The organism is Providencia vermicola (assembly GCF_010748935.1).
GTDB classification, from domain to species: Bacteria; Pseudomonadota; Gammaproteobacteria; order Enterobacterales; family Enterobacteriaceae; genus Providencia; species Providencia zhejiangensis.
Genome location: NZ_CP048796.1, coordinates 1,533,463 through 1,548,554 on the forward strand (window position 1 = coordinate 1,533,463; position 15,092 = coordinate 1,548,554).

Here is a 15,092-nt window from a genome sequence, read left to right on the forward strand (position 1 = left end):
AGTGCAGTTATCAAAAGACCAAAGGTATGTTGCCCGTGCATCGAAAGTCATTGCACTCACCAACCGTCATGGCATGAAAATTTTATTGTCGACTTTGGGGGCAAGTTGGATCAGTTGCATCTTACCACTGCCAACGGGTAAGCGCGATGTTTTACTTGGCTCACCAAACATGGCTGCCCAGATGGATCAGGGGGTTTATTTGGGGGCAACGGTTGGTCGGGTAGCAAATCGTATCGCAAATGGCCGTTTTAATTTAGCGGGTCGTGAATATCAAGTGACAAAAAATCAAGGCGAAAATTGTTTACATGGTGGTGTGGATAATTTTAGTTATCGGGTTTGGAAAGTCACACAATTAGATCCACAAGAGGCAATATTCTCATTAACTTCTGCGGCAGGTGATCAGGGATTTCCGGGTGAACTCCAGGTGGAAGTACGTTATGTATTAACAGATGAAAACAAAGTGATCATTCATTACCGCACTCAAGTGAATGAATTGTGCCCTGTCAATCTGACAAATCATGCTTATTTTAACTTGGCCGGTGAGGATTCCGTAAGAACCGCGCTTGAGCACGACTTACAATTATCAGCGACTCACTATCTGCCTACGGATGAGCGTGGTGTCCCAACAGGAGAATGGCGGGATGTTACGGAGACTTTTTTTGATTTTCGTCGCAAAAAACGCATTGGTTATGACTTTTTACAAGATGCGGATCAAAAAGCAGCGGGGGGATATGACCATACGATGATCCTTTCAACTGACTTGATTGATGGTGAGCAAACCGTCGCTTCATTCTTTGCACCTGATGGTGACGTTCGGATGGATATAGCAACAACGATGCCATCAATGCAGTTTTATACTGGAAACTATTTAATTTCGGTACCAGGGAAATCACGTCATTATACCCCGTTCTCTGGCGTGGCTTTTGAGACCCAGTTTCTTCCGGATGCGGTTAATCATCCCGAATGGGGCGATGAATACAGGGGAATTTCACAACCGAACCAACAATACGAACAACAAACGAGTTATCAACTCATTTTTTAAGCTTAACGCCGCTTTAATGCGGCGTTTTTCGTGATGAGTCATAGAGTTGATATATTGGTTCCATGACATTATCAGGTTCTAAGACATACCCCATTGTTTTTTCTACTAATTCATTGTTTAATGAAACCAACTGAACTTAGGGGTAAAAAATGGCAACAATAAAAGACGTGGCGAAAGAAGCGGGAGTGTCGGTAGCGACAGTCTCCAGAGTGATTAATCAATCACCTAAGGCGAGTAAAACTTCAATTGCTGCGGTGAAAAGTGCCATGTCTAAGCTTGGTTATCGGCCTAATGCCGCAGCCCGTGCATTAGTGAGCCAAAGTTCAAATACGATTGGCGTGTTGGTCAATGATGTTTCAGACCCCTTTTTTGGTACCATGGTGAAGGCTGTTGATGCGGTCGCCCATAAAAATGGTAAGCATATTCTGATTTGTAATGGCTACCACACTGCCCAAGAAGAACGTCAATCAATAGAATTATTAATTAATAATCGCTGCGATGCACTGATCATTCATTCAAAAGCCTTATCAGATGAAGAGTTAATTAAATTTGCTGATGAAGTGCCGAGTTTAGTCCTGATCAACCGACGTATTGAGGCGATTGCTGACCGCTGTGTTTCACTGAATAATTATAAAGGTGCTTACCTAGCAACCGAACATCTTATCCGCCAAGGCCATACAAAAATCGCTTATATTTCATCAAATCATAAAATTGAAGATGCTGAGCAGCGGTTGCTTGGTTATTGTGATGCGCTGAAAAAACACGCTATCTCACTTCCTGAAAGTTATATTGAATATGGTATGCCTTATGGGGAAGGTGGAGAACAAGCGATGACGAATTTATTAATGAAATCATTAGAGATAACCGCGGTTGTGGGGTATAACGATTTTATGGCCGCAGGCGCTATCGCAGTCCTCGATGAAAATGATATCTCTTCCCCTGAACAAGTATCAGTCATCGGTTTTGATGATGTATTGATCGCGCGTTATATCCATCCTCGTTTAACAACGATCCGTTATCCTATCCAAATGATGGCTGAGCGTGCGACGGAGTTAGCGTTGGCACTCGCTCGTAATGAAAAGATAGATACGGGTGGTTTGATCTACTCTCCAACATTAGTACAGCGTAATTCTGTACGTCCATTAAAATCATAGCAATGTAAACGTTATCATCATTTTATGATGGTATCCTTTTTGATATTATGATTTTTTTTGAATTTTTCAAAAAAATGATATTTCAACGATGGTTAGCGTATTTAATATACGCATAAATAGCCACTTATTTCACGATTGATCACCGAAATTAATTTATTGTGAAAATATGTGATTAATCTAACAGTGATTTTTAATGGTAACGTTTACACTGATTGCGAATCATTTTGGTGAGGGAATTGATCATGCATACAGAAGGTGTTGGCTTAAGTACATTAGATTACGGGGTATTTATCCTGTATGTACTTATCATCATATCAGTGGGTTTATGGGTTTCTCGGAATAAAAAAGGTGAGAAAAAGGGGACTAAAGACTATTTTCTAGCGGGCAAAACGTTACCTTGGTGGGCCATCGGCTCTTCACTCATTGCGGCAAATATTTCTGCTGAGCAGTTTATTGGCATGTCTGGCTCAGGATTTTCTATTGGATTAGCGATCGCGTCTTATGAATGGATGGCGGCACTAACATTAATTATTGTTGCTAAATACTTTATGCCTATTTTTATCGATAAAGGCATTTTTACCATTCCTGAATTTGTTGAAAAGCGTTTCAACCGCACACTAAAAACGATTTTAGCGGTATTTTGGCTCGCATTATTCGTGTTTGTTAACCTAACGTCAGTATTATATTTAGGGGCGTTAGCTTTACAAACTATCTTAGGTATCCCAATGTCTTACGCTATTTTTGGTTTGGCATTGTTTGCGGTTGCTTACTCTTTATATGGTGGCCTATCGGCAGTCGCGTGGACTGACGTTGTACAGGTATTCTTCCTGATCCTCGGTGGCTTACTCACGGCAATAATGGCGGTCAGTTATATTGGTGGAGACGGTGGGCTCTCTGCGGGAATGAGCCGCATGGTGAGTGAAGCACCTCAACACTTTGAAATGATCTTAAGTCAAGATAACCCTCAGTTCAGTAATTTACCGGGTATCGCTGTGCTGATTGGTGGCCTATGGATTGCTAACTTGTATTATTGGGGTTTTAACCAATATATTATTCAACGTGCTTTAGCGGCGAAATCGATCAATGAAGCGCAAAAAGGCCTCGTCTTTGCCGCTTTCTTAAAACTTATTGTGCCTATTCTGGTTGTTGTACCTGGGATTGCGGCGTATGTGATTGTGACTGACCCACAACTGCTAGCTGGTTTAGGTACCATGGCGCAGGAACATATTCCAACACTTGCTCAGGCAGATAAAGCTTATCCTTGGTTAACGCAATTCTTACCTGTAGGCGCTAAAGGCATTGTTTTTGCCGCATTGGCAGCAGCGATCGTGTCATCATTAGCTTCTATGCTGAACTCAGTGGCTACGATTTTCACCATGGATATATATAAAGAATATATCGCACCTTCAACAAGTGATCATAAATTAGTGAATGTGGGTCGAGTTAGTGCTGTAGTTGCATTAATTATTGCCTGCTTTATTGCTCCATTACTGGGTAATATTGGTCAAGCTTTCCAATATATTCAAGAATATACTGGATTAGTAAGCCCTGGAATTTTAGCTGTATTCTTGCTGGGTTTATTCTGGAAAAAAACGAATGCAAAAGGGGCCATTATCGGTGTACTGCTTTCCATTCCATTTGCTTTATTCTTAAAATTAATGCCATTAGGAATGCCATTCCTTGATCAAATGATGTATACCTTCTTCTTTACAGCCGTTGTCATTGGTTTAATTAGTTTAACCACGTCAAAAGAAGATGATAGCCAAGGCGCCATTATTTTGACATCTGAAACCTTTAAAACCTCCGCGGGTTTCAATATCGCCTCTTATGCAATCTTCATTATCTTGTGTGTTCTGTATGCACTGTTTTGGTAAGTGAATAGATTGAAACAATCAACAGGGGACGAATGTCCCCTCAGACGGCTGACAAACCGAGTATGTTTGGCGGCAAGTCGAATAGGTTTTGAAAATAAACGAGGAAAATCAATTTATTGATTTTCGGCTGATAATACAACGCGGGAAAAACCACGCTTTTATCCCGCGTTGTCAACCACCTCAGGGGACGAATGTCCCCTGTTTTACTTGATAACCCAGTATCTAGCTTGATGAAAGCCATGTTTTCATTCTTGAATGACAACACACTCTATTTAATTTTTATCTAAAACAGGAATTGATGAATAGCAAGGCGCTATTCATCAAATATGGGCGTATGGGCGCTAATGCTCCCATACTTAAACTTCATGATTAAATAACAAATAAGTCCATAAACTCATTGACGGGCATCGCTTCTAATAGCGGTTTATCTAATGAAGCAGCAAGAATGCGTAATTGCTGAGTTTCAGGAAATTGACGAGCCAAATTAGTGCGATATTTCTTTAATAGCAAAGGGATCCCTTCTTGACGGCGGCGTTTATGACCAACAGGGTATTCGATTAACAACTCATCAAAGATTTGTCCATCTTTCAGTTTGATCGTTAATCCATTCGCGATAGAGCGTTTATCAGGGTCATGATAGTCTTGAGTGAAGCTAGGTTCTTCACGGCAAACTATTTTGCTACGCAAGGTATCGATGCGTGGATCATGAGCAATATTGTCTTCATAATCAGCAGCAGTTAAACGTCCAAAAATCAGCGGGACTGCGACCATATATTGAATACAATGATCACGATCAGCTGGATTATTCAGCGGACCTTGCTTATCGATAATACGTATACACGCCTCATGGGTGCGTATTGATACACTCTCAATATCCTCTGCACTTTTTCCGAGTGATTTCAGTTTATCGTGCAGTTGTAATGCTGCCTCTACAGCGGTTTGTGCATGGAATTCAGCAGGGAAAGCGATTTTGAATAGCACGTTTTCCATGACATAGGAGCCGTAAGTGCGTTGAAAACGGAAAGCTTGCCCATTAAACAACACATCATAGAACCCCCATGTTTTGGCGGTTAATGCACTGGGGTAGCCCATTTCACCTTTTTGTGCCATTAAAGCTAAACGCACTGCGCGAGATGTTGCATCTCCAGCCGCCCAAGATTTGCGTGAACCCGTGTTCGGTGCGTGACGATAGGTACGTAAACTATGACCATCAATCCAAGCAAGAGATACCGCATTCAGGATTTCTTCGCGATTGAGTCCTAGCATGTGAGCGACAACAGCAGTAGAAGCCACTTTCACTAAGATGACATGGTCAAGCCCAACTTTATTGAACGCATTTTCTAAGGCAATGCATCCTTGTATTTCATGGGCCTTAATCATCGCCGTTAATACATGCTTAATGGTTAAAGGGGCTTTACCTTTTGCGATAGCTTCTCGTGATAACCAATCAGCAACCGCTAAAATACCACCGAGATTATCAGAAGGATGCCCCCATTCAGCAGCAAGCCATGTGTCATTAAAATCTAGCCAACGGATCATCGCGCCAATATTAAAAGCCGCTTGAACAGGGTCTAGCTGAAATTGCGTTCCTGGAATTTTAGCGCCATTAGGTACGAGAGTACCGGGAACAATAGGACCGAGTAATTTTTTACAAGCCGGATATTCGAGAGATTCCATGCCACAACCGAGTGTATCTAAAAAACAATAATAAGCGGTTTCATAGGCAAGCTCAGAAGTAATTGGATATTCAGTAACATAATCAACGATATCACTGATCACTTTATCGAATTCTTGTTGAGTTGAAAGAGCAGTTGTCATGAATGTCATCCTTATTAACGTTGTTCCATACGAGTAAATAATTTATTTTCTGGACCAATATAATTAGCAGAAGGTCGGATAATTTTATTATCTTGGCGCTGTTCGATAATGTGGGCAGACCATCCAGCGGTGCGCGCCATTACAAACAGGGGGGTAAACATCGCGGTAGGGATCCCCATTAAATGATAGGTTACGGCTGAAAACCAATCTAAGTTGGGGAACATGTTTTTTTCTCGCTTCATCACTAACTCTAAATGATGGGCAATATCATAGAGTTGGCGATTTAAATTCTGTTCGGATAGTTGTAGCGCCACGGACTTAATAATAGGGTGGCGTGGGTCCGCAAGCGTATAAACAGGATGACCAAAACCAATCACCACTTCCGACCTTGCAAGGCGAGCGATGATATCTTGTTCTGCTTCTTCAATAGAGGAATAACGCTGCTGAATTTCTAATGAAACCTCATTTGCCCCACCATGTTTAGGGCCTCGCAATGCGGCAATGGCCCCGGTAATCGCGGAATAAAAATCGGTGCCAGTTCCTGCTATTACTCTTGCTGCAAAAGTGGATGCATTAAATTCATGCTCAGCATAGAGAATGGAAGCAATATGCATGAAACGCTCCCATTGAGCGGGCGGTTTTTTACCGTGTAATAAGTGCAAGAAATGCGCGCCGATTGAATCATCATCGGTTTCTGTTTCAATACGACGACCATGATGGCTGAAGTGATACCAATAGAGCAACATGGAACCAAGAGAGGCAAGTAACCTGTCTGCAATGTCTTTTGCACCTGCTAATGTGTGTGCTTCTTTTTCAGGTAATACACAACCCATGACTGAAACACCGGTACGCATGACATCCATTGGATGTGCGTTGGCCGGAATGGACTCCAAGGTCTGTTTGACACTAGCAGGAAGTCCTCTTAACGCTTTGAGTTTTTCTTTATATGCGGTTAACTCCGAGCTTGTCGGTAATTTTTCATGAATAAGCAAATAGGCGACTTCTTCAAATTCACATTGTGTCGCGAGGTCGTGAATATCATACCCTCGATAGTGCAAATCATTACCGTTTTTACCAACAGTACAGAGTGCAGTATTACCAGCGGCAATACCAGAAAGCGCCACGGATTTTTTAGGTTTAAATTGTGATGTTCCAGTCGTATTAAGTTGTTCATTCATCGGATTATCCTCTGTCGGTGTCGCACAACTTTTTTTATTGGAGCGATTATTTTTGTTGTGAGAAAAGTGCGTCTAATTTTTGTTCATAATCGTAATAATTAATGCTCTGATAAAGTTCATCGCGGGTTTGCATCAATGGGATAACACTTTTTTGAGTGCCTTCTTGACGTAATGTGGTGTAAACCTGTTCAGCCGCTTTATTCATGGCACGAAAAGCAGAGAGTGGGTACAGGGCGATTGCAATACCGACACTGCGTAATTCATCAAGAGTGAAAAGAGGGGTTTGACCAAATTCAGTCAGATTAGCAAGCACAGGAACTTGAGTATGATCGACAAACTGTTGGTACATATTTAATTCAGTAATTGCTTCAGGGAATAGCATATCTGCGCCGGCTTCAATATAAGCATGAGCTCTTTCTAATGCGGCTTCTAATCCTTCGACGGCAAGCGCATCTGTACGTGCCATGATCACAAAACTATCATCAACACGAGCATCAACCGCGGCTTTAATACGATCAACCATTTCTTGCGTAGAAACGATCTCTTTATTCGGTCGATGTCCACAACGTTTAGCGCCAACCTGATCTTCTAAGTGTAAGCCAGCGGCTCCTGCTTTATATATTGATTTCACGGTGCGTGCGACATTAAATGCAGAAGGGCCAAACCCAATATCAGCATCAACCATTAAAGGCAAATCACAAACATCTGTAATGCGTCGAATATCAATCAGGACGTCGTCTAAGGTCGATATACCGAGGTCTGGCATCCCTAAAGAGCCTGCTGCAACCCCTCCACCGGAAAGATAAATCGCTTTATAACCTGCTCGTTGAGCTAATAAAGCATGGTTGGCATTGATAGTCCCGACGAGTTGTAAAGGTGTTTCACTACTTAATGCATGACGAAAAGCTTGGCCTGCGGGTATTGATGGCATAGAAACCTCACGTTATCAAATTGCTAACAAAATGTATCTGTGTTTGTTATTTTATGTATAGCAAGTGCCATGCCAAAATCTAATATAGGTGTAATAATTATTTTATCTATTTGAAATCAATGTGATGTGAAATAGATGAGGTTTGTGACTGACTTTTGAATTCTTGAACAAGAGGCTGTGATGTTTCATTGAAACAATGCTAGTGTTAAATGAAACGTTATCGAAATATCATAAGACTTTTAGGGCTAACAGTATGCAAAAACCGATTATTTGGACAGTTTCTGTTTCGCGATTATTCACACTTTTTCGTGATATTAGCCCTGAATTCAGTGCACAGGCGGATATTACACCGCTGAATATGGGGTTTGAGCAGGCCGCTGAAGAGGTGCGTGAACGATTAAAAACAGGTCATTGTGATGCAATAATCAGTGCGGGTTCAAATGGTGCTTACTTAAAAAGCCATGTATCGGTGCCAGTCATTATTGTCAAAGTGAGTGGTTTCGATGTGATGCAAGCCTTAGCTAAGGCTCGTGAAATTAGCCATAAAGTTGGCATTATTAATTATCAAAAAATCATTCCATCACTGGATGAATTTCAGCGAAATTTTGGTTTGCGCATTGAACAACGTAGCTATATCACCGCAGAAGATGCGCGTGCACAATTAAAAGCGTTGAAAGCGATGGGAATTAATGTCGTTGTTGGCGCTGGGTTAATTATGGATCTCGCTCAAGAATTAGAAATGACGGGGATCTTTATCTATTCAACCGAAACGATACGCCAAGCATTTTATGATGCAATAGAATTAAGTCGTATCTCCTATGACCAAAAAACCATACCAACAGGTTATCAATCTGAAAATACAACCAAAGTACGGCACACGATTAACGACTTAATTGGTGCTTCACCGCTAATGGAGCGCGTTCGCCAAGATATTATGCTATATGCGAAGTCAGAAGCGACCGTATTGATCCAAGGAGAAAGCGGAACAGGTAAAGAGATGGTCGCTCAGGCTATTCATCATGAATATCGATTATTTAATCAACATAAAAGGAATAAATCTCCGATCCCATTTGTCGCAGTCAATTGTGGCGCCATTCCTGAAAATTTATTAGAAGCGGAACTGTTTGGTTATGAAGAGGGGGCATTTACTGGATCACGACGTGGTGGACGTGCAGGATTGTTTGAAATGGCAAATGGAGGAACGCTATTTTTAGATGAAATCGGTGAGATGCCATTGGCCTTACAGACGCGATTACTCAGGGTTTTGGAAGAGATGACCGTCGTCAGAATTGGTGGCTATCGCCCCTTGCAGGTGAATGTCCGCGTCATTTGTGCAACACATTGTGACCTTGATAACTGGGTAAAAGAGGGCCGTTTTAGAGCTGATCTATTTTATCGTTTGGGCGTATTGCGTATGAAGGTACCTTCGCTACACGAACGAGGAGAGGACATTTACATGTTAGCAGAAAGATTGCTCAAACTGGCTTTTGCTGGGTTACAGCAGTCATTGCCTGCTTTTAGAGTACAACAGCTATTTAGTTGTCGTGAGTTTTTTAGCCAATATTTATGGCCTGGCAATGTTCGAGAATTACGTAATTTGATGGAACGGGTTGCATTATATTGCAGTGCTTACCCCGATAAAGGCATTACCCAAAAAATGCTCATGAATTTATCACCTGAGCGTAAAACCGAGAGGAATGATTTAGTCGAAAATCAACCGATAGGAGAGACGCTATCTGAAGTCATGGATTATTTTAATGGGGATAGGCAAGCCGTAGCACGCTATTTAGGGATTAGTCGCACAACATTGTGGCGTCGATTAAAACAAGAAAATAGCTCTCTTTAATTAAAATGAAATTAATTAAAGATAAATAAGATTTTCAATTCAAAAAATGAATAAAATAGATGATTCATACTAGTAAGTGACTTTATCAAGTAAATAGTGCAGCACAATATTGTAAGAAAATATTTTTTAATGGTTGTTCCACTAAATAAATTAACGTGATGCGGTTTAAAATTAACCAACAATGCGGCATAGGTTACAATGGAATGAGGTTTTTTCAACCTGTTGTTTTTAATGTCATTTATTTATTATCTAACCTGATAGGCGTAAAAAACAAGTCGCAAAAAAACGTGATTTTTCTCACATAAATATTTTTGCTAGTGAGCATTAGTTTTTCTCATTTTAATTTAACTGAGTAAAGTTCTATATTGCCGCCAAATTAGTCTTATCATTTTATTTTAACACCTGCAGTAGTCGCCGGACTGAGTGCTTTTTAGGTACTCAATATTGCCGCGTGGCCCCCCGATGAATGCAGCGCAGATACTCTAAAAATTTTTAAATACAGCTAAGTGACCCGTGAATGTGTTACTAGGCGCATACTCCACTATGCCTCTAGTCCTAATCGCAAAGTCAGGCATGCTGCAATTTGAAATATGACGAGTCATTATTTATTTTGTCAGTGGGAGAGTAGGTCGTGAAACAGGCCTCTACATTAATGCGCAAACAAGACAGTACTTTCGTTCCTGTCGCTGGCTTGACTATTTTTGCCATCGCATCGGGCTATCTGATGAGTTTAATCCCATTATCAATGGGTGGATTCAATATTGATACCAGTTATGCGGGGTGGTTAGCGAGTGCCTATTATATTGGATTATTAATAGGTTCAATGATGATTGAGCCTATTATTGCTAAAATTGGCCATCGTCTTTCATTTATTGCCTTTTTATTACTGCTTGCGGCAACGGTAGTTATCTTACCTTGGACTCCAAGCATTGCGGCTTGGCTACCAAACCGTGTGGTTGCAGGGATTGCTGTTGCAGGGATTTTTGTGGTTGTCGAATCATGGTTGCTTATCGGTGATAGCCCTAAAGAAAGAGCTAAACGACTGAGTTTTTATATGACGTCCCTGTATGGCGGAACCACATTAGGGCAATTAGCCATCGGGGTGATTGGTACTCATGGTGCTTATCCTTTTATGGTGGTTCTAGGGTTATTATTGCTGGCGGTTTTGCCTCCCTTGTTATTTCGTCAAGGGCAACCTGCTTGCGACTCCCATCAAAAACTGTCATTGAAAAAAATAACTCGTCTGAGCAAGCCCGCCATTATCGGTTGCATGACGTCAGGTATTTTGATGGGCACAATTTATGGATTAATGCCGTTATCACTCAAAAATGGTCCATTTACTACCCAACAAGTGGGCGTATTAATGGCATCGATTATTTTAGGTGGCATGTTAATTCAGCCCGTCGTGAGCAAGCTTTCTGTGATCATGAGTAAAACGCTTCTGTTAGCGATGGTCTCATTATTAGGGGTATTCGCGATGGGGATCATTTATGTCTCTAGTGATTATCTGGTAATGATAGTGGCATTGGCGTTGTTAGGCATGTCTTCATTCGCCTTGTACCCCATTGCGATTACGCTAGCTTGCGATAACTTGGATTCTTCTTACATTGTTGCTGCAACTCAAGTCATGTTATTTAGCTATAGCGTAGGCTCTGCTGTCGGGCCGCTAGTAGCAGGTACTTTCTTAGAACAACATAATGGATTAGTGAACTTCTTCTTTATTGTTTTAACCGTCACAACCATTTATATGTTGATCGCAAGTGTACGCCGTAAAGCTGGGGTATTAGCGAATTAGCGATGATATAAAAAAACCGTGTTACTCATTGAGTGAACACGGTTTTTTTAACTAAATCAGTTATTTTTTCTTATGACTAAAAGTACCTGTGGCTAATGCTCCCTCAGCCTCTATGTTACCAGTCGCACCAATAATTTTTTGTTGCCACATCTCTCCCAATCTAAAATCCCATGACAACGGCTGAATTTCTGTACGTCCAGCATTGGGCGCAAAAGTCAGTTCACTAAAATATAATGTCTCTTCAGACATTAAAAAATCGGCGCGGCAATAATCAAACGGGCTGACAAGTCGCTGAGCTAGCCTTAACATATCTTGAAACAACGCTGGTTCAGCAACAGGTTCTAACATGTTTGGATAACCAAACGTGAAAGGTTGTAGCTGCCATTCGGTATCATAAATATTGATGAACTCATTTCCAAATTCATCGGTATAGTCGATTTCAACAAAGGTCGGTTTTCCTGCAAAGCAGTGAATACGACAAGTCTCAGGTACAAGCTTCCTATTTTTGTTTGTAAATAGGTCGATATATGATTCACAAATTATTTGAGCTTGAATATCTTTATAATGCCGTTCACGAGTAATGTAGTACAAATTTTTTATAAGATGGAATGAAAGCTTATCTTTTGCTTTTTGGAGATCAAAACGCTTTTTATCCACACAAATAATACTACTACCACTATCATGATTACACTTTAATACAAAACGCTCTGGTAACTTATCAATATCGATTGCATTAACGTCATCATAAGTGGCCAAAATGGGGACTAAATATTGCTCACCAATTTTTCGAGAGACATATTCTCTCACCGCTAGCTTGTCTGCCAGTTGTGTATATAACGGATTCCTATCATATAACATCCTATAGTTTACTTTTTCATTAAAGCTTTTAGGATTATTGAAATTAGGCGTATAGTTAAGTTTTTTTCTAAATTTATTAGATAGATAGAGCCTATCGCTGATCACTAATGTGCGCAGTTTTTTGAGTGAATATTCGACTTTTTTCATATGAGTCGCCAACCATTCTTAATGTTATTTATAATAAATTGTTACAATCTGAAATTGTTTAGTAATTATATTTCTACAAACATAAATAGATATTAAATATAGAGGCATTGTTATCTTAATTAACCTAGTGATGAACAGTTTCTTAAGAAACACTTAAGCTAAATAAAATAAGTAATAACGAATTGGGCTAGTTAATCTTATTTTGGCCTAGACTGATATCAAAAGTAGTCATTATATTTTATAGTCAATAAATTAACGTTAAGAATACATTCTCGCAACATACGATCTTCGCTAGACACCTAAAAACACATTATATTTCTAATAATTAGTTAGCTAATTATCAATTGGCTAACTATATTTGTAGTATGACGTTAATTAAATACATGATGAGGTATTAATGTGAAACCTAGCGAGCTCTCTCAACCTTATTTATTACTATTGGATGTTATCAATCCCGCAATTATTCAGCTTCACAAATCAACAGCCCAAATTGATACACTAATTGAAGGCCTTGGCGGTACACCGGATGGTATCGCTGTTGACCCTATAAAAAGGTTAATTTATTGGAGCAATATGGGGGATGACTATGACGCCGATGATGGTTCTATAAATGTCATGAGTTTTGATGCCACAGAAAGAAAAATGTTGGTAGGAAATGGGCTTGTACGAACGCCAAAACAACTCCAACTCGATCAACAAACTCAGCGTTTATATTGGTGTGACCGAGAAGGCGGAAAAGTTAGCTCATGTAACATTGACGGAACAGATTTACACGTTCATATTGAGCGACCTCGAAATAGCCTAAACAAAGTCGATATACTTGACCAATGTGTGGGAATTGCCGTTGATGCTCCGAATAACTGGCTTTACTGGACCCAAAAGGGAACGGCAAAGGGTGGGGTTGGTCGTTTATTTAGGGCGCCTTTACATCCCGCTAGCCCTTATCAGCCATCGTCGAGAAAAGATATTGAATTATTGCTCGGTGATCTTCCTGAGCCTATTGATCTATTACTTGATCAACAAGCGCATGTCCTTTATTGGACCGACAGAGGCGGTGAACCAAAGGGTAATAGTTTAAACCGTGCTGACATTACCAGCAATGGGCTAACTCATTATCGCGTTATTTGTCGAGGCTTTAATGAAGCAATAGGTTTAACACATGATAAAGAAGCACAATTAATGTATGTTGCAGATCTGCTTGGTGGCGTTTATAAAGTGGCATTAGCGACAGGGGATGTCGATAAAATATACCAAGGTAAAGGTTATACTGGCATCACTCAGTATGCAGGTTAACCTATTTTAGACCGTTTTATTATTGTGGCTCTTTCCCCATCTGGCGTAGAAAACGAATTTGAGCGCTCAGCAATTGTCGATAGCTAATACAGCGATACGGCATATTATGTTGTTTTGCAAGTTTTTCGATAATTGCTGCAAGTGCAGGGTAATTCCGATGATGCCAACCAGGAAAGAGATGATGAGTGAGGTGGTAATTTAATCCCCCAGTTAAACGCCATAAGTATTTAGGGGAGGGGAGCCAATCACACGCAGTAATAAAATTATGTTGATACCAGCCGTGAGGCATCTGCTGATTATCAGGTGCCTCAAAAAAGGCAGTTTCTGCCCAATGTGTGCCTAACAGCAAATAGACAACAAATAAAGAAGCAATCATCTGGCTTACTAGATAGGTGAGCAAAATGGTCATCACACTAATACCATTATGATGGGCAATGAATAAGGGTAATCCTAGCATTAATAATAGATGAGCAAGTTTGCTAGTAAAAAATAATAGCCAACCTGACCAGCCTGTTAAAATTCCACGTGATTTTAGCGGGGTTTTCCCTGTCCGATCAGACCAATCAAAAACGAATGCAATCCAAGTTAGAGAGAATGAAGCAATGAGTGGCCAATACAGGTATTGGTATTTCATGACTGGGCGCCATTTTTGAAAAGGCGTTTGTCGAAAAATACCATTTTCTTCCGTATCTAAATCATAATGCTCAATATTGGCATAGCGATGATGAAAATAGACATGTCTCGCACGCCAAAATTCAGGTTCAAGTCCCAGAGGTAAGGTAACTAGACGACCAAAAATACGATTGAGCCATGGTGTTTTAAACAGCGTATTATGGCAGGCATCATGTTGTCCAAGGACATTTAATAACATGATTAACAACACAAAACAGATATAGGCAATAACATAGACAAACGTTGAATACGTCAATAGCGTGGGAATATAACAGATAATGGCAATCACAAACATACCGAGAACTAAGCAGATATCCATTGAGCTAGCGTAAACATGGTCATTTTTACATTTTAGATATTCATTACTAGCCTGTTTTAATGCAAGATGAAAACGTTGCTCATCATTATTTTTAAAGTGCAATTCACTCAATGGTGTATCCATAATCTCACATAGCTAAAAAGTTAAATAACAGGCTAGGTGGTA

The 15,092-nt window shown here is 40.3% G+C and carries 11 protein-coding genes; 6 read left to right on the plus strand and 5 right to left on the minus strand.

What is annotated here, in order from left to right:
* Position 1: 1 nt before the first annotated feature.
* The 3 genes from galM (at position 2) to G3341_RS06745 (ending at position 4,070) form a co-directional block, all read left to right on the plus strand.
* Positions 2 to 1,042 (plus strand): galactose-1-epimerase, encoded by a 1,041-nt coding sequence (gene galM / locus G3341_RS06735; RefSeq protein WP_163860984.1) that lies wholly within the window; start codon positions 2 to 4, stop codon positions 1,040 to 1,042.
* Positions 1,043 to 1,191: 149 nt separating this feature from the next.
* Positions 1,192 to 2,196, plus strand: a complete 1,005-nt coding sequence (locus G3341_RS06740) for a substrate-binding domain-containing protein (protein WP_154624148.1) — start codon at positions 1,192 to 1,194, stop codon at positions 2,194 to 2,196.
* A gap of 242 nt (positions 2,197 to 2,438) precedes the next feature.
* Entirely contained in the window at positions 2,439 to 4,070 is a 1,632-nt protein-coding gene (locus G3341_RS06745; protein ID WP_163860985.1) for a sodium/sugar symporter, read from the plus strand.
* Between the two features lie 369 nt (positions 4,071 to 4,439).
* Here the strand turns inward: G3341_RS06745 and G3341_RS06750 are convergent, their stop codons facing one another.
* From G3341_RS06750 to prpB, 3 genes are read right to left on the minus strand one after another with little or no spacing between them, the layout of a single operon-like run.
* Positions 4,440 to 5,888 carry a bifunctional 2-methylcitrate dehydratase/aconitate hydratase gene (locus tag G3341_RS06750; protein WP_163860986.1) on the minus strand — a complete coding sequence of 483 codons (1,449 nt, stop codon included), beginning with the start codon at positions 5,886 to 5,888 and terminating at the stop codon, positions 4,440 to 4,442.
* Between the two features lie 14 nt (positions 5,889 to 5,902).
* Positions 5,903 to 7,066, minus strand: coding sequence for a bifunctional 2-methylcitrate synthase/citrate synthase (gene prpC, locus G3341_RS06755; protein ID WP_163860987.1), 1,164 nt, complete (start codon positions 7,064 to 7,066; stop codon positions 5,903 to 5,905).
* A 46-nt stretch (positions 7,067 to 7,112) separates the two neighbouring features.
* Positions 7,113 to 7,997 (minus strand): methylisocitrate lyase, encoded by an 885-nt coding sequence (gene prpB / locus G3341_RS06760; RefSeq protein WP_154624144.1) that lies wholly within the window; start codon positions 7,995 to 7,997, stop codon positions 7,113 to 7,115.
* A gap of 253 nt (positions 7,998 to 8,250) precedes the next feature.
* Between prpB and prpR the strand changes: the two genes are divergently transcribed.
* Positions 8,251 to 9,843: a propionate catabolism operon regulatory protein PrpR gene (gene prpR, locus G3341_RS06765; RefSeq protein ID WP_154635749.1), complete on the plus strand. Its 1,593-nt coding sequence runs from the start codon at positions 8,251 to 8,253 to the stop codon at positions 9,841 to 9,843.
* A gap of 652 nt (positions 9,844 to 10,495) precedes the next feature.
* The gene (locus tag G3341_RS06770; RefSeq protein WP_163863516.1) at positions 10,496 to 11,638 is read left to right on the plus strand and encodes an MFS transporter; all 1,143 of its coding nucleotides are present in this window, start codon (positions 10,496 to 10,498) and stop codon (positions 11,636 to 11,638) included.
* A 60-nt stretch (positions 11,639 to 11,698) separates the two neighbouring features.
* Here G3341_RS06770 and G3341_RS06775 read toward each other — a convergent pair whose 3' ends face one another.
* A complete protein-coding gene (locus G3341_RS06775) occupies positions 11,699 to 12,643 on the minus strand; it encodes an ATP-grasp fold amidoligase family protein (RefSeq protein ID WP_154623621.1) in 945 nt (314 codons plus the stop codon).
* A 399-nt stretch (positions 12,644 to 13,042) separates the two neighbouring features.
* On the opposite strand from G3341_RS06775, the gene G3341_RS06780 reads away from it, so the two are divergent.
* The gene (locus tag G3341_RS06780; RefSeq protein WP_163860988.1) at positions 13,043 to 13,936 is read left to right on the plus strand and encodes a hypothetical protein; all 894 of its coding nucleotides are present in this window, start codon (positions 13,043 to 13,045) and stop codon (positions 13,934 to 13,936) included.
* Between the two features lie 19 nt (positions 13,937 to 13,955).
* Here the strand turns inward: G3341_RS06780 and G3341_RS06785 are convergent, their stop codons facing one another.
* Positions 13,956 to 15,050 carry a fatty acid desaturase family protein gene (locus tag G3341_RS06785; RefSeq protein WP_163860989.1) on the minus strand — a complete coding sequence of 365 codons (1,095 nt, stop codon included), beginning with the start codon at positions 15,048 to 15,050 and terminating at the stop codon, positions 13,956 to 13,958.
* Positions 15,051 to 15,092: the final 42 nt, after the last annotated feature.